The organism is Nonomuraea sp. NPDC051298 (assembly GCF_055586305.1).
This window is the reverse complement of sequence record NZ_JBVJIM010000010.1, coordinates 329,509-352,222: the sequence shown is the minus strand read 5'-3', so window position 1 is coordinate 352,222 and position 22,714 is coordinate 329,509. Positions and strand designations below refer to the sequence as shown.

The following is a 22,714-nucleotide window of genomic DNA, read 5'->3' as shown; positions in this document are numbered from 1 at the left end:
CAGAGTTGGCCGACGTCATCGCAGAGAGCCGGACTAAAGACAGAGCCGGACTAAAGACTTCGGTGCCCGCTTCCGGGGCTGTAGATATCAGGTGGGATGCGGCCCGAGTCGCCGGCGGCCGGGACCGGCCCCCAGGCCGCACGCCCGGCCGCCGGGCGGGCGATGGGCCGCGTGGCGGCGCGGAGCGCCGCCCTTGATCCGTATAGGCACAACTCGGCAACCTTCTCCGGTTCCAGTCGGAAGCTGTGTACCCGGCAGGTGCAAGGGGGTAGCTTCGCGGTGTGGCTGATGACGCTGAGTTGACTCGCTGGGTTGTGCATGGGGAACGGCTGATCTACGACAACCGGTGGATCCGGCTGGGGCTTGCCGACGTGGAGATCCCGGGTGGTGAGCGGTTCGAGCATCACGTGGTGCATCTGGATCGGGCGGCTATCGCGGTGGTGCTGGATGAGCGGGATCGGGTGTTGCTGATGTGGCGGCATCGGTTCGTGTTCGATCGGTGGGGGTGGGAGCTACCCGGTGGGTTGGTCGACGCGGGTGAGGATCCGATGGTGACCGCTGCGCGGGAGGTGGAGGAGGAGACTGGGTATCGGCCGAAGCATGTTGAGCATCTGGTGAGCTATCAGCCGATGGCCGGCATGGTGGATGCGGAGCACCTGCTGTTCGTGGCGCGGGGGGCTGAGTTGGTGGGCTCGCCTGAGGGGGAGGTGGAGGCCGATCGGATTGAGTGGGTTCCGATGGCGGAGGTGCCCTCGATGATCGCGCGTGGGGATATCTGGACGTCGGGGACGTTGATCGGGTTGCTTCAGGCTCAGGTGTGGCTCAGTGGCCGAGGGCGCGGTTGACGGCTTTGGAGAGTTCGTCGATGCGGCGGCGTTGGCGGCGGCTGCCGGTCATGGTGGCGAGTTGTTGGGCGCGGTGGATGTGAGGTTGTGCGGCTTCGGGGTCGCCGGCGGCGAGGAGGGCGTGGCCGAGGTCGCAGCGGACGCCGGATTCGGCTCTGTTGTAGGTGCCGTCCATGCCTGCGAGGGCTGAGCGGAGGTCGTCGGCGGTGGCGGGGTCGCCGAAGCGTACGAGGCAGTTGCCGCGCCAGCGGGCCAGGTGGTGTTGGTTGATGAAGAGGTAGGGCGTGTCCGGGTCGGCGTCGCCTTCGGGGAGGAGGGCGGCGGCTTGGTCGAGGGCTCGGCGGCAGGTGGGTTCGTCGCCGAGGATGGCGGCGGCTTCTGCTTCGGCGGCTGAGAGCCAGGTGCGTAGGCGGGCTGGTATGTGGGTGCGGTGTTGGGCGTGGGTGTGTTGGAGGAGTTCGACGGCTTCGGCGGGGCGGCCGAGTTCCATCAGGACGTATGCCTGTTCGCCTGAGACGTAGGCGAGGACGGCGGGGTCTTCGGCTTCGTGGGCGGCGGCTTTGGCGTGTTCGTAGTGGGTCCAAGCGTCGTTGAGGGCGAGGGTGTTGATGGCTTGCCAGCCGGCGAGGGAGTCGGTTTCGGCGAGGAGGTGAGCGAGTTTGGCGCGGATGCCTGGGCGGATGGCGTGGCGGTGGGCGCGTTCGATCTGGCTGATTTGGGCGCGCATCTTGTCGGCGATGGCGGGGCCCCCGAGCTTGCGGTCGAGGTAGCGCAGGTTGTTGGTGTCGGTGTGCAGGATCATGACCGTGGTGGGGTCGATGGCTGCGGCGGCGTCGAGGCGGGCGGTGAGTTCGGTGGTCTGTTCCTGGTGTTCGTCGTTGTGGTCGCCTGTGGGTGAGGCTAGGTCTTTCGGGGCCAAGCCGAGAAGCATGCGGGCGTGGTCGGGGAGGTTGAAGCCGATGGCTACGCGTTCGATGACGTTGAGGTCGGCTATTGATCGTTTGCCGTGCAGGATGGCGTTGACGGCGGGTTGTCCGAGTTCGGCGACTGCGCCGATGCGTACCTGACTGGCGCCGTATTTTACAGCAATGGCGAAAAGTCCGGCAAAGTCGCGGTTTTTCAGTATTTCTTGTGTGGCATCAGAGTCCCAGACGGCCGGAGGTATCTCAATCCGGCTGGCCATGCCTTTTTGCATTCTGGGCCTCCAACTTATGGGATCCCGGGAATCATGCATTGAGGTGTTGGCGAGCCTATATCCCATGGTGGGATACCAGCGTGGGATAGGTATGAATCGGTATGGCGTCCATGCTGTCCGGCATGACAACGCCAGTCAGATGTACGGAATGCGACGGGCGAGGCTGGAAGATCGTCACACGGCGGGGCCATGTGACGGCGTCTGGGCTCGGTATGGCGGCCTCTGCGCGTGAGGAGTGCCTGCACTGTCCCTCTCCGGTTGAGACGCCGCATGAGCGGTTTGAGTGGGAAGTTCGCATCGCGACGGCGCAGGGTGAGGCGCTTGGGCCGTGCGGTTCATGCGGCTTCCAGGCCACGGCGATGGACGAGCTGCGCAAAGCGATGCGAGGGCTGCCGCAGGACGCCTCGATCCAGGGCGGCATCGTGCACGCGGTCTACGACTTCGGCGCGGCGGTGGACGGCTGGTCAAGGCGCGAGGTTTTCCGTGCCTATCTCGATCCGGCGGGATCGGTACGGTTCGAGCGGGTGGCCAAATGATCTCCACCATTACGCCCGGTGTGGATCCGTGCTGGTCGGCCAATGTCCTGCGGGAGGCTTTGCGACGGGATGGAATCAGCGCCGAGGTCCATGACGGTTATGGGCTGGCGTTGGTGTCGGTTTGGGTCGGCCTGGTTGTGTGGTGCGATGGTGCGCGCTTTTGGTGGCGTACTGGATGGAACGCCGAACGGCGGCACGTCATTTATGCGTGGCATTCGGCGAGTGATCCTCTTCGGGCGGCTCGCCGTATAGCCATGCGGTATGCGGAGTTACATGCCCAGCACCGTGTCGGAGGCTCGGCGGCGGGCCGTCAAGAGTCACTCTCTGCGGAACCGCAGTGAGTTGGCGCGTTGGTCGCAGGGTGGTGGTTGTTGACGCCTTGCACAGTCATGCCCATACGCGTGCTCATGCGTCGGCCCTGGTCGGTCGCGAGGGAGTTGTGGTGGCGGAACTACGCCTTGGCTCGGTGGGTCTGGTTGAGTTGGACGATTCGCCGTTGGATCTTCCTGGTGGTGCGCGGCGCTGGCCGTTCCACTGGGACGACCTTGAATTGGACGAAGCTGATCTCGTCGTTGCTGCCCCTGGTCCTGAATACGTGACAGGACTGGGGAAGGACGGGAGCCGCGTCGTTCCGCATGCCGTGCTTGCCGGTCGGCGTATGGGCTTGTGCTCGGCGGCGGTGGCGCCGTTGCCTATCTGCGGGTGGTCCGTGCCTTTCTCGCCCAGCGTGTCCAGGGCGTGTCCGAGGTGTGTTGAGCTGGTGGGTGGTTCGCGCTTGGCGGACGGGTCCTGACAAGCCCATCGTCAACCGGTACTGTACTTATGCGCACAAGTGCAAGAGTGAACGGGCGGTTGAGATGAGCATGGACTTCGCCCCACCGAAGTACGCCCAGGTGATGCGGGCCATTCAGGAGCGGATCGAGTCGGGCGAGTACGCCCCGGGTGACATGCTGCCGTCTGAGACGCAGTTGGTGCGTGAGCTTGGCGTTGGTCGTACGACGGTGGTGCGGGCTCTTCAGACCCTGGCGATGCAGGGGTGGATCGAGCGTGAGCACGGGCGTGGGTCGTTCGTGAAGGGGCGTCCGGAGAGTGCGGACGTCGGCCGGGTGCGGCCCAGTCAGGCCACCACCGATCAGGGGGAAAGTCCCGATGCGGTGGTGGAGGCTGGGCGTGTTCCGGCTCCTCGGCATGTCGCGCGTCTGCTGGGTGTCGCCGAGCAGACAGCGGTGGTCATGCGTAAGCGGGTGGCTCGGCAGGGCGATGTGGTGTCGGCGGTGGAGACGGTGTGGGTGCCGTTGGAGCATGCCCTCGGGACGGATCTGGACAAGCCTGAGCCTCTGCGTCGGGGTATCCGGCAGCATCTCCAGGCGGTCAAGCATCTTCGGTTTGATCACATCACTGAGCGGGTGACCGCGCGCAAGCCGACCAAGGAGGAGGTCGAGCTGCTCGGGTCGTCCAACCCGGTGCTCGGCGTGCTGGCCACGGTGCATGACCCGGCCGGCGCGGTGCTGATGGTGGTGAGCCTGGCTCTGCCGGGGAGCCTGCATGAGCTTGAGGATGTCTTCAAGGTCAGCTAAGTCTTACCCGCCCATCTGAGTTATCCACTTGTGCGGATGAGTTGCGTTCATCTACTCTCAACTTATGCGGACAAGTGGACGAGCGAACAAAGGGCGCGTCCAGAGCGAGAGGAACCCCATGGCACTCCAAGGCCCCATCCCGATCACCTTCGAGCAGGCGTTCCCCCACGGCTGCTTCCTGGTCGGGCAGGTCGAACAGGTCAAGAACTTCGAGGCATCCACCAACGGCAAGACCGTCTACGCCAAGGACAAGACCACCGGTGAGCCGATCTGGCAGGTCCCGGTCATGGACGGAGACACCACCCTCAAGGCCGCTCAGAAGACCGTCGCGGTCAAGATCCTCTCCCAGACGGCCCCCATCGCGCCGCCCCCGGTGGCCGGGCTGCCGATCGCGCCGGTCGAGTTCACCGGCATGACCGTCACCCCCTACGTCAACCCCGCCGGACGCCTCACCTACTCCTACCGGGCCACCGGCATGCGCCCCGCGCGTTCCAAGCAGCAGGCCGCGGCACCGGCCAACAGGGATGCGGCGGCATGACCTCCGGCCCCTACACCTACATGACGATGTCGATGCGGCCGGACTCCACGCCGCACATCCGGATCTCCTTCTACACCCCCGAGCTGCGAGTCAGCTCCGGAACGCTGGGCGACGACCCCCGCCCCTACCTGGAGTTCAGCTCCAGTGAGGCGCACGTCCACATCTCCACCACGGCGGGCGGACCGGTCAACGACGCCGACCTGTCCATCGCCCGTGAACTCTTCAACGCCGCCGCTCGCTACCTGGCCGACTGCGAGCGCATGCGCGCCGAACAGTCGGCCACCTGCAAGGACGCCGCCACCCCGGCGACCTGACCCACGTAAGGCGGGGCCGCCAGAAGCGGCAACTTCCGGCGGCCCCTCGGTTCTCCCCTGACTCCACATCACGAGAGGTTCCCAGCCTATGTTCAGGCGGCTTCCCGGTGACCAGGCGCGAGATCTGGTCACCACCACGCCGGACACGGCCGTCGTCTTCCGCCCGGCCGTCGTCACCACCCCAGCCATCCTCACCCTGCTCATCCTCGCCGGACGCACCCTGGCCGGACTCGTCCGCGCGATCTGGCGGCACCCGGTTGCCACGCTCGTCGTAGTCGCCCCCGCTGTGCTCACCGTCCTGTACGGCTGGCAGGTCGCCCTCCTGGTGTCCGCACCGGTACCGTCCGGGCTGATCGCCTGGGCGCTGATCGATCGGGCCTCCTTCGTCAGGTTGGTCGGCCGGCGGTTGCTGGCCTGGTGGCGGCTCATCTGGGTCTACCGGCGACACTGGCAACCCGTCATGATCGTCTCCGGGCTCGGAAGGCACCTCCGCGGCCGTGACTACCTGCCCCGGCTTGGCAAGGTCACCTGTACCGCATGGGCGGACCAGGTCACCGTGCGCATGCTCAAGGGACAAGCGGTCAAGGACTGGACCGATCACCTCGACCACCTCGCCCAAGGCTTCGGCGCCACCTCCTGCCGCGTCGCCCAATCAAAGGCGGGCCGGATCACCCTCACGTTCCCGCGTACCGACCCGCTGGACACCCCCATCCCCGCCATACCCCTGCCCACTGAGCCGAACGTCGGCGCGGTCGAGGTCGGCAAACAGGAGGACGGACGACCGTGGCGGCTCAAGGTCCACGGCACTCACGTCCTGGTCGCCGGCGCCACCGGGGCGGGCAAGGGCTCGATCATCTGGTCCGTCGTCCGCGGGCTCCTCCCAGCCGCCCACGCGGGGCTGGTCGAGCTGTGGGCGCTGGATCCCAAGCTGATGGAACTGTCCTACGGACAAGCCCTATTCGGCCCCCGCTACGCCGCCACCCCCGACGACTGCGCCGACCTGCTCGATCAGGCGGTCGAGATCATGCAGGAACGGGCGGCACGCTTCGCCGGACTCCAGCGCAACCACGTGCCGACCGTCGAGGATCCGTTCGTCCTGGTCGTCGTCGACGAGGTGGCGTTCCTGACCGCCTACCAGCCCGACAAGCGGCTCAGGAGTCGTATCTCCGCAGCCCTGGCCATCCTCACCACTCAAGGCCGCGCGGTCGGTGTCGGGGTGCTGGCGGCACTCCAGGATCCCCGCAAGGAGGTCATGAGCATCCGCAACCTGTTCCCCGACAAGATCGCCCTCCGGCTGGACGAGTCCGAACAGGTGGACATGGTTCTCGGTGACAGCGCACGCGACCGGGGCGCCCTGGCCGACCACATCTCGCCCATCCCCGAACAGGGCGCGGGCATCGGATACGTCCGGCTCGAAACCAGCCCCGACCCGATCCGGGTCCGCGCCGCCTACGTCTCCGACGACGACATCCGCGCCATGGCCGACACCTTCGCGGGCGGTGCCTAATGCGCGTCTGCTTCCACGGCACCGCCAAAGAGATCACCCTCGTCGCCGGCCGCCCGCTGATGATCCTGCTGACCACACGCGACGTGCCCCGGCTGCGCGTCTTCGAACTCTTCCGCCCGCACATCCTGCGCCACCCCTACCAGGAGCACTACCGGCTGTGCGCCGAACTCACCGAGACGGAGGTGAACGAGGATGCGTGAACTGGCCTACCTCCTCACCGGGCTCCGCTGCTCGTCCTGCCTCACCGAGGACACCCTCTGGATGGACCTCGCGGCGGGCCTGGTCGAGTGCCGCGAGTGCGGCCAAGGCGCCCTCATCGTCACCGACACCGAGGAGGGCGCGTGACCTACGACCGTTCAGTGCCCCGCGCCAAGCGCCTGCGCATGCCCCGGGCCCGCGACGTCGCCGTAGAGGTCGCCAAGCAGCACGGCGTGTGCATCCGCCCCGTCGCACTCAAGCGAATCGACACCCACACCGGACACGCCGAGATCATCGACGTCCCGTGCGGCGCCACCCTGGACGCCGTGTGCCCGCCCTGCGCCAAGCGCAACCGGCAACTCCGCATGGCCCAATGCCGGGAAGGCTGGCACCTCGACCACGAACCCACCATCACCCCTGACCCCCCGAACGACGAACAACGCTGGCTGATCGAGTTCCGCGCCGACATCCAGGCCCAACGCGACAAGGCCGAACAGTCCGGCGATGACACAACCGACTTGGACGCGGTCATCGCGGAGCTTGACGAGGAGATCAACGCGGCGGGCATGCGCGGCAACGTGCTCGGCCGTACCACGCCCAAGCGCTCCCGCTCAACGCGGCGGCGACAAGACGCCCCGGATCTGCCCAAGCGCAAGATGACCGCCACCACACTCGGGCGCACGTTCACCAGCTCGGACGGCAAGACCTACCGGCCCTCGCTGTTCGTCACCCTCACACTCCCGTCCTACGGCAAGATCAAGGACGGGGTACCCGTCGATCCCGAGACCTACGACTACGCACGGGCCGCCCGCGATGCCCTGCACTTCTCCAAGCTCGTCGACCGGTTCGTCCAGAACCTACGCCGCGTCGCAGGCTACGACGTCCAATACTTCGCCACCGTCGAATCCCAAAAGCGCCTCGCCCCACACCTGCACATGGCCATCCGCGGCACCCTCCCCCGCGCCGAGATCAAGCAGATCGCGGCAGCCACCTACCACCAGGTGTGGTGGCCCTCGGTGAATCGCGTCGTCTTCGACGGTGACCACCTGCCCGTATGGGGCGAGGGTGCCGGCTACCTCGACCCCGAAACAGACGAGGTGCTCCCGACATGGGACGAGGCCCTCGACCAGCTCGACGCCGACGAGACAGCCGATCCACTGCATGTGCTGCGCTTCGGCGCACAGGTCGACGTGCAGGGCGTGCTTGCGGGTACCCCAGACGCCGACCAGTGCATCCGGTACCTGTCCAAATACCTGACCAAGAGCCTCGGCAACAGTCTCGACACCGACGGCCAGGCGCAGCGTGAGCACACCGCACGGCTGGCCGAAGCGCTGCGGTTCGAGCCCTGCTCCCCGACCTGCGCCAACTGGCTGCGCTACGGAATCCAACCCAAAGATGCCAAGCCCGGCATGGTCCCGGGCCGATGCCGGGGCAAGGCCCATAAGCCCGACCACCTCGGCTACGCCGGACGCCGCGTCCTGGTCTCCCGCAAGTGGTCCAACAAGACCCTCGCCGAACACAAGCAAGACCGCCGCACCTGGGTCCTGGAAGCCCTCGGCAAGGCCGACGAACCCACCGATCCGCACCGCTACATCTGGAAGCCCGTCCCGGCCGGAGACGCCAACGTGCCACCGCTGGCTGTACGCCTGCTCCGCACGGTGGCTGAACGCCAACGATGGCGCGCCCACCTGGCCCACCTCCAAGCCCAAGCAGACGGCCAGGATCTTTCGGCAACTGAAAAGACGGGGAGGGCTGCATGACCTCCACCACGCTCCCCGACTGGGCTCGGGGCCGGTTGCTCACCGTCGAAGAGGCCGCCGATCGGCTGAACACCTCGGTCCGTTTCCCTCGACGGCTGATCGAGGAGCGGCGGATCGCCTTCGTGCACCTCGGACGCAACGTCCGCATCCCCGAAGCGGCGCTTGAGGCGTTCATTGCTGCGGGGCTCGTCGAACCGATCACCACGCGACGCAGGAGGGCCGCGTAATGATCAAGACCGCAGTGGCAACGCCTGAGGAAGAACCTCGCCGTTCCCGAAAGCGGAAGCCGGCGAAGAGGCGCTTCGGTCGAGTCCGTCAACTGCCGTCCGGCAGGTTCCAAGCTCGGTACGCGGGTCCTGACGGCGTGGATCGCCCCGCACCCCAGACCTTCGCGACCAAGACGGATGCTGAGGTCTGGCTGACCAAGATCGAGGCGCAGATCCTGGAAGACGAATGGATCGACCCCGACGCCGGCAAGATCGTATTCGGCAAGTACGCCCAGGACTGGATCAACGAGCGTCCCGGCCTGCGTCCTCGGACGGTGGAACTGTACGGCTACCTCCTCCGCAGGCACATCGCGCCCACCTTCGAGGACAAGCCGCTGAACGAGATCAAGGAACCACACGTGCGGCGGTGGCGCAAGAAGCTCATCGACCAGGGCGTCAGCGAGGTCACGGCGGCCAAGGCGTATCGGCTCCTCAAGGCGATCCTCACCACGGCCGTGGATGATCTGATCATCAAGCGCAACCCCTGCCGGATCAAGGGTGCCGGTCAGGAACGGTCACCTGAGCGTCCGGTGCTCACGGTCGCGGAGGTGTACCGGATCGTCGATGTGATCGAACATCGGTACCGGGCGCTTGTCCTGCTGGGCACGTTCGCAAGCTTGCGGTGGGGCGAGATCACCGGACTCCAGCGCCGAGACCTCGACCTGGACGCCGGAACCGTCCGGATAGAGCGCCAGTTGATCCAGATCACTGGCAAGGGTCTGATCTTCACCGACCCGAAGTCGTCGGCGGGCAAGCGTACCGTGGCGCTCCCCTCGCTGATCATTGACGAACTGCGGGCACACGTGAAGGACTTCACCCAGGACGGGCAAGAGGGCTTGGTCTTCGCCGGTCCCGATGACGGGCCGATCCGGAACACCAACTTCAACCGTCGCGTGTGGCGAAAGGCACTCAAGGACGCGGGCCTGCCGAAGATCCATTTCCACGACCTACGCCACACGGGCAACACCCTGGCGGCCAACGCCGGCGCGTCCATCCGCGACCTCATGGCAAGGATGGGACACACCAGCACGCGCGCCGCGATCATCTACCAGCACTCCACCGACGAACGTCAGCGCGAGGTCGCCCAGAAGCTCGACGGTCTCGCACGCGGCGCGCTTGACAAGCCATCGGGCACGCAACGGGCACGAGGCCCCGAATAGCCCCCAGCAAGATCAAAAGCCCAGGCCGCTGACCTGGGCTTTTGTATGTGTGGAGCCTAGGAGATTCGAACTCCTGACTTCCTGCTTGCAAAGCAGGCGCTCTGCCAACTGAGCTAAGGCCCCTTCGACGAAGATAGCTTACCGGGCGGAAGAAGCTACCTGCGTCGTACCAAGGTCGTCGCTGAGGATCAAGCTCGGAAAGTCCGCGATTGAGTCGAGGATGTGGGTGGCGCCGCCCTTGAGCAGGCGTTCCCTGCTGTGTACGCCGGTCATCACCCCCGCCACGATCGAGGCGCCGGCGCGTTTGCCGCACAGCATGTCGCTCTCCGAGTCGCCGAGGACGGCCACCTGGCGTACGTCGTCCACCCCCGCGCGGAGCACGGCGTGCAGGACCATGTCGGGCCAGGGGCGGCCGCGGCCGCCGGCGTCCTCGGGGGTGATGGCCAGGTCGATCTTGTCGTGCCAGCCCAGGATGCCCAGGACGCGGCTCAGCGTCGTACGGCTGAAGCCGGTGATCAGGGCGAGCTTGAGGCCGGTGCCGCGGAGCTTGTCGAGGACCTCGAGGACTCCGGGCATGGGTGTGAGACCTGCCCGCTCGATGGCGCCCTCGTAGGAGCGTTCGAACGTCAGGTTCGCCGCCTGGGCCTGGGCCTCGTTTCCGGGGAAGATCCCGCGGAAGACGTCGATCTTGGGGCAGCCCCGGGACCGGTGCACGTGAACCATGGCTCGCGCGTACGCTCCGGTCCCGGGCACAATGCCTTGGGTCGCGATCGCCTCGGCGAAGGCGCGCTCCACCATGGCGATGTCACCGACTGTGGTGCCTGCCAGGTCTAGGCACACCAGCTTGATGGGGACGATGTCACTCATCGCCTCGCCGGTCGGTTAGTTCTCGCTGCCGGTCGCCTCGGTCCAGAGATCGAGCTCTGCGCGGTCGGCCTGAACCTTGCGCCAGATCAGCAACCCCCCAAGGGCGATCAGCGCCAGAACGAGCAGCTTCTTCACGGTGTGACCCCACTTCTTCGACGGCCTCACCTGCCGGGGTGAGACCCAACGGTTGACAAGCAGCCTAGCAAGCTATGGCTGCGCTCCCTGTGTTGCGCACGGGTCAGATGTGCGGAATGCGTGAAGGGAGGGCGTTCAACCCCTGGTGGGGTCGCTATACCCGTCCCGTCTTGGATGACATCCCAGACGACAACGTTCTGGGCATCCGTCGTTCCGGGCATCCATCCTGAGCAACAGCTCGATCATGCCAAATATCCTGCCGGGATGCGCAGGCAGGTCGTCCCACCTCACCTTTTATGTCCTCTTCGCGGCACATGTTTTTTCGTTCTGGGCCCTGTGCCTCTCCGGTGACCGCCCTGCGTGGTCGGCAACCACCCACAAGGGTGCCGCTTCAGCCGCCTCGCGGGTGCCGCTTCACGTGAAACGGTCGTCGTCCGGCTCTCGGCTGGGCGTGATCTTGTCCCTGACCAACTGCCCATCTGACGGCCGGGCCCATTGTCAGGCCCGCCGCCGCGAACATCGTCCCCGTGAGCAGCCAGCCCGCCGTCCCGCCGCCCAGTACGAGCGTGGTCAGGACGACCGGCCCGAGCATGCGGGCCACGGCCGTCCCCGTGCCGAAGAACGCCTGGTACTGCCCCTGCCGATCATCGGGCGCGAGCGTGAAGCCGATCTCCCAGGCCCCCGAGGCCAGCGACAGCTCGGCGATCACCTGGAGCACCGCCGCCACCAGCAGGAACACCCACCCGTACGGACTCAGCGCGAACACCGCGCAGGCCGCGAACATCACGAACCCGGCCCGTCGCACAGCCGCCGCGGCCTCCCCCAGCCCGCAGACGCCCCTGGCCACCCGCACCTGGAAGAGCACCACACCGCCCGTGTTGATCAGCAGCAGGACGGAGACCACCCAGGTCGGCGCGCTGGTACGGTCGGCGACCCAGAGCGGTACGACCACGCTGAGCAGCGGCAGGTAGAACAACATCACCGCGTTGATCAACGTGATGAGCGCGTAGGGCCGATCCCTGAGCACCGCCGACCAAGGGCCGGAGGAAACCGCCGACCGAGGGCCGGAGGCAGTGGGCTCGGAGGACGGTACGGAGGACGGTATTGAGGGCGGTACGGGCGGTAGTCGCAGCAGCAGCGCGGCGGCGAGCAGGAAGCCGGCGGCGTCCAGGGCCAGCACGGCCAGGTAGCCCTCCCGGGTGCCGGCGTGCAGCGCGAGCCCACCCAGCGCGGCGCCCGCGGCCAGACCGCCGTTGAGGGTGGCCTGCAGCATCGCGCGTACGGACGTCCGCTCGGCGGGCTCGGCCAGGGCGGCGAGCAATGCCTGGCGGGCGGCCGACAGCCCGGTCTGCGCGGTGCCGTACAGGCAGGCCACCAGGGTGAAGAGCGCGAACGAGCGCACGAACAGGAACGAGGCGACCGCCGCGGCGGTGGCGAGCGCGAGCACCACGGCGACGCCGCGCGGCCCGCGCCGGTCGGCCAGGTGGCCGAGCGGCACGCCGGCCACGGAGCCGACGGCCCAGCCCAGGGTCAGGCCGAGGCCGATCTCGGTGGCGGAGAGGCCGACGATCCTGGCGAAGTAGAACGCGGAGGTGACGAGGTAGACGCCGTCACCGATGGAGTTCGCGAGCTGCGCGTGTGCCAGGATCCGTCGGTATCTCATGAGTCGTGCGGTGTTTCACGGCTCACGAACACACAACACACCTCGCGGCTCACGGACACACACCTCGCGGCTCACGGACACACACCTCGCGGCTCCCGAAGGCGCACCTCATGGCTCCACGACACGCCTCGTGGCTCCCAAGACACCTCGTGGCTCGCCAGCACGGATCTCATGGCTTGTACGACTCGGGCGTCATCCGCGTCGCGGCCGCCATCCGGTTCCAGGCGTTGATCGCCGCCACGGCCACCACCAGCGCGGCCAGCTCCGGCTCCGAGAAGCACCGGGCGGTCGCCTCCCAGACCTCGTCGGTGATGTCGTCCGTGGACAGCCGGGTGGCCGCCTCGGTGAAGGCGAGCGCCGCCCGTTCCTGCTCGGTGAAGAAGGGCGCCTCGCGCCAGACGGCGACGGCGTGCAGGCGGGCGTCGCTCTCCCCCGCGGCCTTGGCGTCGGAGCTGTGCAGGTCGACGCAGTACGCGCAGCCGTTGATCTGGCTGGCCCGCAGGCGTACCAGCTCCAGGAGGGGCTTGGGGAGCGTGCTGTGGGCGACGAACCCGTCCAGCCGGGCCATCCCCTTGTACGCCTCGCCGGCCAGCGCTCCGAGATCCATCCGTTCGGTCATGCGGTCATCTTCGCGGCCCAACTTGTCCCGAGATAAGCTCCAATTTCCAGCAAGTTGATTGGGCCAAGATGGACGTTCACATCAACCTCGACAGCGGACGTGACCTGGCCGCACAGATCTACCGGCAGCTCCTCGACGCCGTGCTCGACGGCCGGCTCAGATCGGGCGAACGGCTGCCCCCGACCAGAGAGCTGGCCCGCCGCCTGGAGGTCTCCAGGAACACCGTCGCCCTCGCCTACGACCGCCTGGTCGCCGACGGGTTCCTGGTGGGGCGGGCGGGCGCGGGGACGTTCGTCTCGGCGGAGCCGGTTCGGGGCCGGGCCGCACCGAAGGGCGTCGTACGGCCCCGTCCGGTCTGGCCCGACCTGCGCTTCCCGGAGGACGTCCCCGCCGCCCGGTACGACTTCCGCGTCGGCACGCCCGACGCCCGCCTGTTCCCCATGGAGAGCTGGCGCCGCCTGGTGGCCAGGGAGTTGCGGGCGAGCGCGGCAGGCTACGCCGACCCCGCCGGGCACGAACCCCTGCGCGCGGCCATCTCCCGGCACATCGGACTCAGCCGCTCGGTGCACGCGGGCCCCGGCGACGTACTGATCACCAACGGCGCCCAGCAGGCCCTCGACCTCGTCGGCCGGGTCCTGATCGAGCCGGGCGCGGTCGTGGCCGTCGAGGAGCCCGGCTATCCCCCGGCCCGCCTGCTGTTCCGCTCGCTCGGCGCCCGGGTGGCGGGCGTCCCCGTGGACGCGGAGGGCATCGACGTCGGAGCCGTCCCGGACGCCGCCCGCGTCGTCTACGTCACCCCGTCACACCAGTTCCCGCTGGGCACGCCCATGTCGCTGGCCCGCCGCGCCGCCCTGCTGGCCTGGGCGGAACGCCGCCGCGCGGTGGTCATCGAGGACGACTACGACAGCGAGTTCCGCTTCGGCGACCGTCCGCTCGAACCCCTCCAGAGCCTCGACCGCGCCGGCCGCGTCATCTACGTGGGGTCGTTCTCGAAGACCCTGCTCCCCATGCTCAGGCTCGGCTTCCTGGTCGCGCCCGCCTCGCTCGCGCCCGCGCTGCGCGCGGCCAGGCGGCTGTCCGACTGGCACGGCGAGCTGCCCACGCAGGCGGCGCTGGCCCGCTTCATCGACGAGGGCCTGCTGGCCCGGCACATCAGGAAGGCGACCCGTGAGTACGCCGCCAGGCACGCCCTGATCGCCGAGCACCTGGCCGCCGACGAGCGGCTGCTGCCGGTCCCGTCGACGGCCGGGCTGCACCTGTGTGCCCGCTTCGCGCCGGGCGTGTCCGTACGGTCCGGGCCGGGGCTGGCGGTGGAGGGGCTGGAGGCGTACTGCGGTGAGCGTCCGCCCCAGCGCGGCCTGGTGCTGGGCTACGGCGCGATCGGGACGGACGCCATCCCCGCGGGCCTGCGCCTGCTCACGTCGAGGATCAGGCCGACGACCAGGCCCAGGTCCAGGTCAGGGATGTCGGCGGGTCCAGAAGCGGCGGCTGCGCTCCCCTGACAACTGCGGGTCGTCGGGCGGCGAGGGCTGTTGCACGATCACGACCGTCGTACGCGCGTGGCGCGCGCAGTACATGCTGGTCGAGGGCAGGAAGATGCGGCTGAGCAGGCCGCGCCGCCCTCGTCCGAGCACCAGCAGGTCGCCCTCCCGCGCCAGGTCGACGAGGTGATAGCCGGGATCGCCGACCCGGCCGGTCACGGCGATCCTGAGGTCGTCGGGCATGCCGCCCGCCACGTCCTCGAACGCGCCCGTGACCACCTCGGTGCAGCGCGCCTCCTCCCCCACCCGAACCGCGTGCTGCACGGGCAGCGCCTCGGGGAAGGGATGAACGGGCGCGCGACTGACATGTACGGCCACCAGAGCCATCCGGTGCAGCCTGGCCGCGCCGATGGCCCAGGCCAGAGCCCAGCGGGCGGCAGGGGATTCGTCGACCCCCACGATCAGCCGCGGACCGCCGGGCAGATCCTGTTCCACGGTGCCTCCTGTCGAAGTACGACCATAGTGCGCCCACCGGCTGGTTACCGGGAGGTGGCACTTTGCGAACTCTGGAGTCCCGCACGCGGGCGGGCGTCGCACGCGGAGGTGGAACGAGGGTGGGTGCGACCCCGTCCCGCTCTCGACCGGCGGCTCGACGGAGGTGGTCGGCGTTCAGACCAGTTTGAGCAGGACGTCGTGCAGGGTTTCGCGTTCGGGCTCGGACAGCACCCCGTACGGCGCCGCGGCCCGCCGGTTCGTCTCCGCCTCGATCCCGGTGCGCAGGGGCCCGCCCGCCAGGCCGACGATCTCGGCCGCGGACAGGCCCGCCGCCCGCCAGGCCGCGGCGTGCGCGTCGGCGCGGTGGTAGCGAAGCGTGGCCAGCCGGTTGAACAGCAGCAGGCCCGGCCCCGCCCCGTCCGGCTCGTACGGCGGAGCGAGCAACTCCAGCGCCCCGCCCGGCAGCCGTGCCGCCCCGTCGAGCACCCGGCCGACCAGCGCGGCCGGTCCCGCCAGGTCGTGGCCCGCCCAGGCGCGACGGGTGGCGGCGGCGTGCGCGTCGTACAGCCGGTGCACGAACTCCAGGCCCTTGTCCGTCAGCCGCAGCCTCCCGTCGGGGTCCTCGGTCAGTGCGCCCTGGCTCAGGTGCTCCTGGAGGACCGGTTCGTGGTCGGACGGGTCGCCGTACCGGTGGATGGCGGCCAGCGCGGGACGGGTCAGCGGGCGCAGGGGGAGCGAGAAGCGCAGGTCGTACAGGTACCCGGGGGTCAGTCCTGAGGTCGCGGCGAGGTCGGCGACGGTGCGGGCGGCCGAGGCGTGCACGTTGACGTGGGCGGCATCGATGATCGGCGCGATGGACGCGGCATATTCCGATAGGTCCTGAAATTTCGGCATCGGGTTGATTATGGGGCGATAGGTTGCGGATCCGCAGGAAATCTCAATGCCGCCGAACCTGACCTCACGTCCAACCTCCCCGACCTGAGAGCTAGCCGTACCGCCCGCGGGCGGCCGGGCGCAGGGCGGCGGCCAGGTCGTCGGCGAGCGGCTCGATCTCCCCCACGTCCAGCGGCGACACGGTCAGCCGTACGGCGGGCGGCGTGCCGATGCGGTTGCGGGCACCCGGCGCGCAGGCCCATCCCCGGCCCAGCAGCCGGGTGATCGCGGCGGCCTCGTCCGCGACGGGGATCCACACGTTCAGCCCGCTGCGGCCGTGGGCCGGGAGGCCGCGTTCGGCCAGCGCCGCCACCAGCCCGTCCCTGCGCAGCCCGTACGCCCGGGCCACCGCCTCGGTGTCCACCGCCCGCGTACGCCAGAGGTGGGCGACCGCCCGCTGCAACAGGTGGCTCACCCAGCCTGCCGCCAGCCGCTGCCGTCCGCGCAGCCGATCGAGCGTGACCGGATCGCCCGTGACGGGCGCCAACCGCAGGTCGGGCCCGAACGCCTTGGCCGTCGAGCGAACGAGCACCCACCGCGCCGTGACCCCCGACAAAGCGTGCAGGGGCAGGTCCACGAACCCGGACCCGTGATCGTCCTCGATCAGCAACACCTCCGGGTACGCCGCCAGCACCCCCCGCAGTTCCCCCGCCCGCCGCGCGGAGACGGCGGCGCCGGTCGGGTTCTGGGCACGGGCGGTGATCACCGCGGCCCGCGCACCGCTTCGCAGCGCCCGTTGGAGCTCCTCGGGCAGCGGCCCCTCGTCGTCCAGCCGCATCGGCACCGGCCGCAGGCCCATGACGCCGACCAGGTCGAGGAGAGCCGTCCAGCCCGGGTCCTCGACCGCGATCGCGTCACCGGGACGCAGATGGGCGGCCAGCACCCGCTCGACCGCGTCGAGGGTGCCCGACGTGATGGCCGGTGTCCTTTCCGGTGCGCCGTCGGCTCGCAGGCGTTCCCTGGCCAGGGCGATGAGTTCCTCGTCGTCGCCGGTGCCGTACATGGCGGGTCGTTCCTCGTGCGCCCGCGCCGCGGCGGCCAGCGCGTCGTGCAGCGGCGGCAGCAGCCGGGGATCGGGGTTGCCCTTGGACAGGTCGCGCACGCCCGGCGGCACCTCGATCCGGATCTCCTCCCTGAAGGTGCTGGCCGGACGCGGCCTGACGCGGGTCCCCCGGCGCCCGGCGGTCTCCACCACGCCGCGTTCACGCAGCAGCCGGTACGCTGCCGCCGCCGTACCAGGGCTGACCCCGGCCGCGACCGCCACCTCGCGCACGGGGGGCAACATCGTCCCAGGTGACAGCCGTCCCGCCGACACGGCCGCCTCGACACCCGCCGCGATCTCACTGGCCGTCCCACCGACGATCCGATATGTTTCTGACACAAAACACATTATGTACCAATACAAAGAGGTTTCGCGTGCTTATTCACCCCTGGGATGCCGCTCGGGACGCCGACGAGTGGCGAAGCTGGCTGCGTACGCGCGACTTCGGCCAGATCGTGGCCAACGGCGTGGACGGCGCGGCGCCCGTGGTCGTGCCGACGCACTTCCTGTTCGACGGGCAGGAGGTCGTGCTCCACCTCGCCAGGCCCAACCCGATCTGGGCCGCGCTGGAGGCCGCTCCGGCGGCGGTGGTGAGCGTGCACGACGACTACGCCTACATCCCGACCGGCTGGCGCTCCGACTCCCCCGAAACGGGCGTGCCCACCAGCTACTACGCCTCCGTGCAACTCGTCTGCCAAGCCGAGATCGTGGACGACAAGGAGGGCAAGGCCGACATCCTGCGCCGCCAGCTCGCCCACCACCAGCCCGATGGCGATCACGGGGAGGTGTCCGCCGACGGGGGCCCGTACCGGAAGATGCTGTCGGCAATCCGGGGGCTACGGCTGCGGGTCGTGGACGTACGCGCCAAGTTCAAGTACGACGACCACCGCCCGGCCGAGTTCCGGGAGCGCGTCGCCGCCGGGCTCGCCGAGCGCGCCCACCCCGGCGACGTCGGCGCCCTGGCCCAGCAACGCAGACGCGGTGCCACCCGCTGACCGCGAGCCGGTTGATCACCACCCACCCACAGCCTGTGGAAAAACAGCACACTCTGTGGATAACCCCCTCCACGCAGGACGCCACCCCACACGCTGAGTGCGGAGGGCGTCAGGTTGTCGACGCACCTGCTCGCAGCCCCTGCCGCCCTCGCCCCTGGCCCACTGTTTCCCAGCTCAAAGCCCCATCGCCGACGCGCGGCGACCGCCCGCCCCACCCGGACGGCCGCCCTCGCCCGACCTCCCGCACACCGCTCCGACGACCCGCGCCGCCCTCGCATACCACAACCCACACCCTGTGGACGACGGAACCGCCGACGTCCCCGCGAGCATCGTGACCGCCGCCGCCCCCACGATGGCGGCGGACCGTACGCACTTCCTCTGGCTCATCACCGGCAGCACGCTAGCGCCGCCCCACCGGCCACCGGCTCAGATCAAAAATCCTCGAATCGTGGACGGCGAGAACAATGTCACCACTGAACGCGTCTGAAGCCGTATGAGCGACTTGGCGCAAGGTGGGCGGCATCTCGGGTGGCAGGGGTGCTTCAACGTCCGCGAGTTGGGCGGCATACCGGTGCTCGGTGGCGGCGCGATCCGGGCAGGAGCCGTCGTCCGGTCCGACAACCCGGAACGCCTCACCGCCAAGGGCTGGTCGGCCCTGGTCGAGCACGGCGTGCGAACCGTCGTCGATCTACGGAACGCGGACGAGAGAAAGGCGGACCTCGCCGCCCGCCCGGCAGTGCTGACGACCGTACACGTGCCGTTGGACGACTCCGCCGACAGGGCGTTCTGGAGTAATGTCCGGGACAACGAACTGGACGGATCTCCGCTCTACTACCGGCCGTTTCTCCGGCGGAAGGCACAGCGGTGCGCGGCGGCCGTAGGGGCCGTCGCTCGCGCGGAGCCCGGCGGGGTGCTGGTGCACTGCACGCTCGGGCGCGATCGGACAGGGCTCATCGCCATGCTGCTCCTGGCGCTCGCCGGAGCGCCGCCGGAGGACATCGCCTCCGACTACGAGGAGAGCACCGGGAGGCTGCCCGCGTTGTTCGAGGCGTCGGGGATCGCGGACCAGACCGAGAAGATCCGGGGAATTCTGGCGCGCAGGAACACCACCGCCCGGGCCGCGCTGCTCGACACGCTGAACGAACTCGACGTGGAGGAGTCGCTGCGGGCGGCCGGGCTGGACGACCGCGACTTCTCGGCCCTCCGAGCCCGGCTGCTCGACGCCGAGCCCCGATGGCCCACGCCTCAGCCCTCGGCGTGATGCCGGTCCTTCCGGTCGTTCACCGGCGGGGGGCGATCGGTCGACATCCGATGCCGACTTTCCTAGGGTCACAGTATGGATGTGGGCACGGGGCTGACCGCCGCCGGTCTCGTCGTCGCCGTCGTGGGCGCCGTGATCGCATGGCTCCAGTTGCGGAGCGCGCAGCACACGAAACCGGCCCTGTCCCCCGGCCGCCCGAGCAAGGGGCCGGACAATCCGGCGCCGCGAGCGAGAATCCTGCCACCCCCGCACGGACAACTGCCGGAGTTCCTGCGTGGCCGCGACTCCCTCCTGAACGAGCTGAGGTCCCTGGTTCGACGCCCCGACGGGAAGACGCACGTGGTGTCCGGCCTGGGCGGTGCGGGAAAGACCACCGTCGCGCTGCAACTGGCCGCGGACGTCCAGTCAGAAGGACGGCCGACGTGGTGGGTCTCCGCGACCGACTCGCATACGTTCGTGCTGCAGATGCTGAGCCTGTGCCGCGAACTGGGCGCCACGAGCGGCGAGGTCGAGGAGGCGCTGGAAGGGCGGCGCAATGCCGCCGACCTGGTCTGGCGGTTCCTGGACGAGTCCGAGGGCTGGCTGCTGGTCATGGACAACGCGGATGATCTGCGCGTGCTCGACTCAGGGAACCAGCATGTCAGCGGGGGCAACGCCTGGCTGCGCCCGACGCGCTCCGGCCTGCTCCTGGTGACGAGCCGCGTGGGCGCGAGCGCCGAATGGGGCCGACATGCCGAGGTGCACAGGATCGGCGCATTGTCGCCCCAGGACGGCGCACGCGTGCTGCTGGACATGGTGCCTTCGGCGGGGAGCCCGGCAGAGGCCGAGGAACTGGCGGAGAGACTCGGAGGATTGCCGCTGGCGCTGCATCACGCCGGAATGCACCTCGCCGCGACTTTCACTGTGGAGCGCGATTTCATGGCCTATCGTGACGCGTTGGACGACGACTCGCATGGTTTGCTGCGCCAAGGCGCCGATAATCGGTCGGACATGGCGACCACGTGGGAGATGTCGCTCAACTTGCTGGCGAGCCGGGCGGTCCCCCAGGCGCGTACGCTGCTCGGCGTCCTTTCCTGCTTCCCGGCTCCGCTGCCGGTTCCCGAATGGCTCATCGACCAGCGGGTGCTCGCCGACGAACTCGGCCTCACCGGAAGTGGCCGGGTGGCCGACGGGCTGATGGCACTGCACTCGGTGGGGCTGGTCGAATCGGTGGGGCAGGTCGAACACGTCCGCCCGGCCGATCACGACGCGGCCGGCGTGGCCGTCCATCCGCTGGTGGCCGAGACGACCAGGCGCAACCTCGCAGGCAGCGAACTGGGCAGGCAGACCGCCACCGCGGCCGTCGCCCTCGTCACCGGAGCCGTCAGCCGGCTGAGCGTCGACCGGACGACCGACTGGCCGAGGTGGGCGGCGCTGTCGGCCCAGGTCCGCGGGATCTGGACGGCCGCCGTCAAGGATCTGGACGATGCCGGCCTCGCGGCCCTCGCCTCGAACACGGCCATGTGCGCGATCGGATCGACGTACGGGGGCTCGTACCGCTCGGCCCTGGAGTTGACGACGGTGGCCTTGGACAGGTTCGAAGACCGGCTGCCCCCGGACAACCTGGCCATCCTCGACCTCCGGCACCGGCACGCCAGCGCGAAGATGTTCCTGGGCCTCGCCGTGGAAGCCGAGGAGGAGTTCCGCGGGATCCTCGCGGACCGCACGCGGGTGCTCGGCCCCGACCACCCGAAGACGCTGGCGATCCGCCACAACCTGGCACGCGTACTGGCCGACCAGGAGCGATTCGACGAGGCTCTGACCCAGTTCGAAGACGCCCACGAAGCCAAGGCGCGAGTTCTCGGGCCGGAGGATCCCGACACGCTGGCCACCCGGCACGAGGCGGCTCGGGTCCTGCTGGCCCAGGGCAAAGGCGCCGAAGCGGAGGCCGAACTGCGTGCCATCCATGACATCAAGGTAAGAGTCCTCGGCCCTGAGCACCCCGACACGCTCGTCACCCGGCACGAGATCCCCCGTTCGCTCCTGGCTCAGGACAAACCACAGGAGGCCGAGGCCGAGCTACGGGACCTCCTGCGACTTCGCCGCCGATTGCTGGGCGAGGATCACCCGCACGTGCTGACCACGGGAAACCTGCTGGCGCACGCGCTGGAGGCGCAAGGACGACACCCCGAGGCCATCGAACAGTTCGGCCGGATCCTCGATGCTCGACAACGGATCCTGGGCGCCGACAACACCTACACCCTCGCAACCCAGGAAGCGCTGTCGAGGCTGCGGGAGAAAACGGCGCACAGCAGCCCCTGAGTCGCCGGGTGCTGGGCGCCCGGTCGCCTTGGGCGGGCTACTCGCCGAGCTTGATGTGCTGGGCGTCCATGGGGACGGCGCCGCCGCGGAAGGGCGGGCGGTGCCAGCGGATCGCGGCCTCGTGGCAGGCCGCCGCGCCTGCCGCTCCCAGCGCGACATCGACGCCGTCGGCCGAGGCGGCGGCCGCCGCGTCCCCGAACAGCCGCATCGCGTCCACGGTGACGAGGTCGTGGCCGTTGGCGCGCAGTGCGGCGGCGAGGCGGTCGTGGCGGTCCCGCCCGGCGCGGCCGGTCAGGTCGATGGTGCAGTGCGGCTGCGGGCCGACGAAGAAGTCGACGTGGCCGCTCTCCTCCAGCGCCACGGCGCGGGTGGCCACGCCCGCGGCCTCGATGAGCTTCAGCATCCAGAAGTCACCGGCGCTGCGCAGGTCGGGCAGGGTCAGCACCGTTGCGGACGAAGGAGCGGTGCCGGGCCAGGGCAGCGGCGTTCGCGCGTGTTCCCTGGCGAACGCCGCCAGCAACCCGCCGACCTCGCGGCCGAAGCCGGTCAGGTCGCGGCCGCACAGGCCGAGCACGCCGGCCGACAGGGAGACGTACCCCGCGGCCGGGATCGTCTCCGTCACCTGCGGCATGGGCACCAGGCGTACCTGGTCGGCGGTCTTGACCAGGGCGGATTCGCCGTTGGTGGTCAGCGCGACGGTACGCAGGCCGGCGGCGCGGGCGATGCGCAGGGCCAGCACCGTCGCGCCGGTGTTGCCCGACTGGGAGACACCGACCACCGTGTCGCACCGGGGCGGGATCTCCCCGGTCCAGGCGATGTCACCCGCCGACAGCGCCCGGTGACCGTACCGCTGCGCGAGGAGCGCGGCGGCGAGCGAGTCGCCCGAGCCGACGAACACGGCGTTCCCGAGGTCGCCGCGGTCGTCCGGGCTCGGGGCGGCGGGAGAGTTCAGGGCGGGCAGGGACTCCAGGGCGGAGGCCAGGGTGGCGAGTTGTTCGGCGGCGAGCGCCGGTTCGGACGTCACTA

General features: G+C 69.3%; 25 protein-coding genes and 1 tRNA gene. 16 read left to right on the top strand and 10 right to left on the bottom strand.

Going from position 1 to position 22,714, the window contains the following annotated elements; translation table 11 throughout:
- Positions 1–281 precede the first annotated feature (281 nt).
- A complete protein-coding gene (locus ACZ6S0_RS28480) occupies positions 282–845 on the top strand; it encodes an NUDIX hydrolase (RefSeq protein WP_465922361.1) in 564 nt (187 codons plus the stop codon).
- Here the strand turns inward: ACZ6S0_RS28480 and ACZ6S0_RS28475 are convergent.
- On the bottom strand, positions 823–2,040 hold the full coding sequence (locus ACZ6S0_RS28475; RefSeq protein ID WP_465922360.1) for an XRE family transcriptional regulator: 1,218 nt from the start codon (positions 2,038–2,040) through the stop codon (positions 823–825). The genes ACZ6S0_RS28480 and ACZ6S0_RS28475 overlap by 23 nt on opposite strands.
- A gap of 359 nt (positions 2,041–2,399) precedes the next feature.
- Here ACZ6S0_RS28475 and ACZ6S0_RS28470 point away from each other — a divergent pair, with 359 nt between their 5' ends.
- From ACZ6S0_RS28470 to ACZ6S0_RS28425, 10 genes are all read left to right on the top strand, one after another.
- Complete coding sequence (locus ACZ6S0_RS28470; RefSeq protein ID WP_465922359.1) at positions 2,400–2,576, top strand: hypothetical protein; 177 nt, start codon at positions 2,400–2,402, stop codon at positions 2,574–2,576.
- An 857-nt stretch (positions 2,577–3,433) separates the two neighbouring features.
- Positions 3,434–4,153 (top strand): GntR family transcriptional regulator, encoded by a 720-nt coding sequence (locus ACZ6S0_RS28465; RefSeq protein WP_465922358.1) that lies wholly within the window; start codon positions 3,434–3,436, stop codon positions 4,151–4,153.
- Between the two features lie 118 nt (positions 4,154–4,271).
- Entirely contained in the window at positions 4,272–4,691 is a 420-nt protein-coding gene (locus tag ACZ6S0_RS28460) for a plasmid replication, integration and excision activator (RefSeq protein WP_465922357.1), read from the top strand.
- A complete protein-coding gene (locus tag ACZ6S0_RS28455) occupies positions 4,688–5,005 on the top strand; it encodes a hypothetical protein (protein ID WP_465922356.1) in 318 nt (105 codons plus the stop codon). The genes ACZ6S0_RS28460 and ACZ6S0_RS28455 overlap by 4 nt, the downstream gene beginning before the upstream one ends.
- 88 nt (positions 5,006–5,093) lie before the next feature.
- Positions 5,094–6,512 carry an FtsK/SpoIIIE domain-containing protein gene (locus tag ACZ6S0_RS28450; protein ID WP_465922355.1) on the top strand — a complete coding sequence of 473 codons (1,419 nt, stop codon included), beginning with the start codon at positions 5,094–5,096 and terminating at the stop codon, positions 6,510–6,512.
- Entirely contained in the window at positions 6,512–6,712 is a 201-nt protein-coding gene (locus ACZ6S0_RS28445) for a hypothetical protein (RefSeq protein WP_465922354.1), read from the top strand. Before ACZ6S0_RS28450 ends, ACZ6S0_RS28445 begins: the two co-directional genes overlap by 1 nt.
- Complete coding sequence (locus ACZ6S0_RS28440; RefSeq protein ID WP_465922353.1) at positions 6,705–6,857, top strand: hypothetical protein; 153 nt, start codon at positions 6,705–6,707, stop codon at positions 6,855–6,857. Before ACZ6S0_RS28445 ends, ACZ6S0_RS28440 begins: the two co-directional genes overlap by 8 nt.
- Positions 6,858–6,895: 38 nt before the next feature.
- Complete coding sequence (locus ACZ6S0_RS28435; protein ID WP_465922379.1) at positions 6,896–8,470, top strand: replication initiator; 1,575 nt, start codon at positions 6,896–6,898, stop codon at positions 8,468–8,470.
- The gene (locus tag ACZ6S0_RS28430; protein ID WP_465922352.1) at positions 8,467–8,697 is read left to right on the top strand and encodes an excisionase family DNA-binding protein; all 231 of its coding nucleotides are present in this window, start codon (positions 8,467–8,469) and stop codon (positions 8,695–8,697) included. Before ACZ6S0_RS28435 ends, ACZ6S0_RS28430 begins: the two co-directional genes overlap by 4 nt.
- Positions 8,697–9,896: a tyrosine-type recombinase/integrase gene (locus ACZ6S0_RS28425; protein WP_465922351.1), complete on the top strand. Its 1,200-nt coding sequence runs from the start codon at positions 8,697–8,699 to the stop codon at positions 9,894–9,896. Before ACZ6S0_RS28430 ends, ACZ6S0_RS28425 begins: the two co-directional genes overlap by 1 nt.
- A gap of 50 nt (positions 9,897–9,946) precedes the next feature.
- Here the strand turns inward: ACZ6S0_RS28425 and ACZ6S0_RS28420 are convergent.
- From ACZ6S0_RS28420 to ACZ6S0_RS28400, 5 genes are all read right to left on the bottom strand, one after another.
- A tRNA-Ala gene (locus ACZ6S0_RS28420) sits at positions 9,947–10,019 on the bottom strand.
- 15 nt (positions 10,020–10,034) lie between these two features.
- A complete protein-coding gene (locus ACZ6S0_RS28415; RefSeq protein ID WP_465922350.1) occupies positions 10,035–10,763 on the bottom strand; it encodes an HAD family hydrolase in 729 nt (242 codons plus the stop codon).
- Between the two features lie 15 nt (positions 10,764–10,778).
- Positions 10,779–10,898: a DLW-39 family protein gene (locus ACZ6S0_RS28410; RefSeq protein ID WP_020542320.1), complete on the bottom strand. Its 120-nt coding sequence runs from the start codon at positions 10,896–10,898 to the stop codon at positions 10,779–10,781.
- 391 nt (positions 10,899–11,289) lie between these two features.
- A complete protein-coding gene (locus ACZ6S0_RS28405; protein ID WP_465922349.1) occupies positions 11,290–12,561 on the bottom strand; it encodes an MFS transporter in 1,272 nt (423 codons plus the stop codon).
- Between the two features lie 169 nt (positions 12,562–12,730).
- Entirely contained in the window at positions 12,731–13,180 is a 450-nt protein-coding gene (locus ACZ6S0_RS28400) for a carboxymuconolactone decarboxylase family protein (RefSeq protein WP_465922348.1), read from the bottom strand.
- Between the two features lie 68 nt (positions 13,181–13,248).
- On the opposite strand from ACZ6S0_RS28400, the gene pdxR reads away from it, so the two are divergent.
- A complete protein-coding gene (pdxR, locus tag ACZ6S0_RS28395; RefSeq protein WP_465922347.1) occupies positions 13,249–14,682 on the top strand; it encodes a MocR-like pyridoxine biosynthesis transcription factor PdxR in 1,434 nt (477 codons plus the stop codon).
- Here the strand turns inward: pdxR and ACZ6S0_RS28390 are convergent.
- The 3 genes from ACZ6S0_RS28390 to ACZ6S0_RS28380 all read right to left on the bottom strand — a co-directional run bounded on the left by ACZ6S0_RS28390 (position 14,638) and on the right by ACZ6S0_RS28380 (position 17,479).
- The gene (locus tag ACZ6S0_RS28390; RefSeq protein WP_465922346.1) at positions 14,638–15,156 is read right to left on the bottom strand and encodes a universal stress protein; all 519 of its coding nucleotides are present in this window, start codon (positions 15,154–15,156) and stop codon (positions 14,638–14,640) included. The genes pdxR and ACZ6S0_RS28390 overlap by 45 nt on opposite strands.
- 174 nt (positions 15,157–15,330) lie before the next feature.
- Entirely contained in the window at positions 15,331–16,050 is a 720-nt protein-coding gene (locus tag ACZ6S0_RS28385; RefSeq protein WP_465922345.1) for a hypothetical protein, read from the bottom strand.
- Positions 16,051–16,141: 91 nt separating this feature from the next.
- Positions 16,142–17,479: an aminotransferase class I/II-fold pyridoxal phosphate-dependent enzyme gene (locus tag ACZ6S0_RS28380; protein ID WP_465922344.1), complete on the bottom strand. Its 1,338-nt coding sequence runs from the start codon at positions 17,477–17,479 to the stop codon at positions 16,142–16,144.
- 26 nt (positions 17,480–17,505) lie between these two features.
- Between ACZ6S0_RS28380 and ACZ6S0_RS28375 the strand changes: the two genes are divergently transcribed.
- The 4 genes from ACZ6S0_RS28375 to ACZ6S0_RS28360 all read left to right on the top strand — a co-directional run bounded on the left by ACZ6S0_RS28375 (position 17,506) and on the right by ACZ6S0_RS28360 (position 21,688).
- Entirely contained in the window at positions 17,506–18,126 is a 621-nt protein-coding gene (locus ACZ6S0_RS28375) for an FMN-binding negative transcriptional regulator (RefSeq protein WP_465922343.1), read from the top strand.
- Between the two features lie 295 nt (positions 18,127–18,421).
- Positions 18,422–18,613: a hypothetical protein gene (locus ACZ6S0_RS28370; protein WP_465922342.1), complete on the top strand. Its 192-nt coding sequence runs from the start codon at positions 18,422–18,424 to the stop codon at positions 18,611–18,613.
- Positions 18,614–18,619: 6 nt separating this feature from the next.
- Complete coding sequence (locus tag ACZ6S0_RS28365; RefSeq protein WP_465922341.1) at positions 18,620–19,387, top strand: tyrosine-protein phosphatase; 768 nt, start codon at positions 18,620–18,622, stop codon at positions 19,385–19,387.
- Positions 19,388–19,462: 75 nt separating this feature from the next.
- Complete coding sequence (locus ACZ6S0_RS28360; protein ID WP_465922340.1) at positions 19,463–21,688, top strand: tetratricopeptide repeat protein; 2,226 nt, start codon at positions 19,463–19,465, stop codon at positions 21,686–21,688.
- Positions 21,689–21,725: 37 nt separating this feature from the next.
- Here the strand turns inward: ACZ6S0_RS28360 and ACZ6S0_RS28355 are convergent, their stop codons facing one another.
- A complete protein-coding gene (locus ACZ6S0_RS28355) occupies positions 21,726–22,712 on the bottom strand; it encodes an SIS domain-containing protein (RefSeq protein ID WP_465922339.1) in 987 nt (328 codons plus the stop codon).
- Positions 22,713–22,714: the final 2 nt, after the last annotated feature.

What these genes read in the sequence shown, in the direction of transcription:
- ACZ6S0_RS28445 (WP_465922354.1), top strand. Translation starts at nt 6,512, where the DNA reads ATGCGCGTCTGCTTCCACGGCACCGCCAAAGAGATCACCCTCGTCGCC.
- ACZ6S0_RS28475 (WP_465922360.1), bottom strand. Translation starts at nt 2,040, where the DNA reads ATGCAAAAAGGCATGGCCAGCCGGATTGAGATACCTCCGGCCGTCTGG.
- ACZ6S0_RS28360 (WP_465922340.1), top strand. Translation starts at nt 19,463, where the DNA reads ATGGATGTGGGCACGGGGCTGACCGCCGCCGGTCTCGTCGTCGCCGTC.
- ACZ6S0_RS28405 (WP_465922349.1), bottom strand. Translation starts at nt 12,561, where the DNA reads ATGAGATACCGACGGATCCTGGCACACGCGCAGCTCGCGAACTCCATC.
- ACZ6S0_RS28425 (WP_465922351.1), top strand. Translation starts at nt 8,697, where the DNA reads ATGATCAAGACCGCAGTGGCAACGCCTGAGGAAGAACCTCGCCGTTCC.
- ACZ6S0_RS28465 (WP_465922358.1), top strand. Translation starts at nt 3,434, where the DNA reads ATGAGCATGGACTTCGCCCCACCGAAGTACGCCCAGGTGATGCGGGCC.
- ACZ6S0_RS28455 (WP_465922356.1), top strand. Translation starts at nt 4,688, where the DNA reads ATGACCTCCGGCCCCTACACCTACATGACGATGTCGATGCGGCCGGAC.
- ACZ6S0_RS28385 (WP_465922345.1), bottom strand. Translation starts at nt 16,050, where the DNA reads ATGCCGAAATTTCAGGACCTATCGGAATATGCCGCGTCCATCGCGCCG.
- ACZ6S0_RS28435 (WP_465922379.1), top strand. Translation starts at nt 6,896, where the DNA reads ATGCCCCGGGCCCGCGACGTCGCCGTAGAGGTCGCCAAGCAGCACGGC.
- ACZ6S0_RS28415 (WP_465922350.1), bottom strand. Translation starts at nt 10,763, where the DNA reads ATGAGTGACATCGTCCCCATCAAGCTGGTGTGCCTAGACCTGGCAGGC.
- pdxR (WP_465922347.1), top strand. Translation starts at nt 13,249, where the DNA reads ATGGACGTTCACATCAACCTCGACAGCGGACGTGACCTGGCCGCACAG.
- ACZ6S0_RS28470 (WP_465922359.1), top strand. Translation starts at nt 2,400, where the DNA reads ATGGACGAGCTGCGCAAAGCGATGCGAGGGCTGCCGCAGGACGCCTCG.
- ACZ6S0_RS28460 (WP_465922357.1), top strand. Translation starts at nt 4,272, where the DNA reads ATGGCACTCCAAGGCCCCATCCCGATCACCTTCGAGCAGGCGTTCCCC.
- ACZ6S0_RS28380 (WP_465922344.1), bottom strand. Translation starts at nt 17,479, where the DNA reads ATGTGTTTTGTGTCAGAAACATATCGGATCGTCGGTGGGACGGCCAGT.
- ACZ6S0_RS28365 (WP_465922341.1), top strand. Translation starts at nt 18,620, where the DNA reads ATGAGCGACTTGGCGCAAGGTGGGCGGCATCTCGGGTGGCAGGGGTGC.
- ACZ6S0_RS28430 (WP_465922352.1), top strand. Translation starts at nt 8,467, where the DNA reads ATGACCTCCACCACGCTCCCCGACTGGGCTCGGGGCCGGTTGCTCACC.
- ACZ6S0_RS28440 (WP_465922353.1), top strand. Translation starts at nt 6,705, where the DNA reads ATGCGTGAACTGGCCTACCTCCTCACCGGGCTCCGCTGCTCGTCCTGC.
- ACZ6S0_RS28450 (WP_465922355.1), top strand. Translation starts at nt 5,094, where the DNA reads ATGTTCAGGCGGCTTCCCGGTGACCAGGCGCGAGATCTGGTCACCACC.
- ACZ6S0_RS28400 (WP_465922348.1), bottom strand. Translation starts at nt 13,180, where the DNA reads ATGACCGAACGGATGGATCTCGGAGCGCTGGCCGGCGAGGCGTACAAG.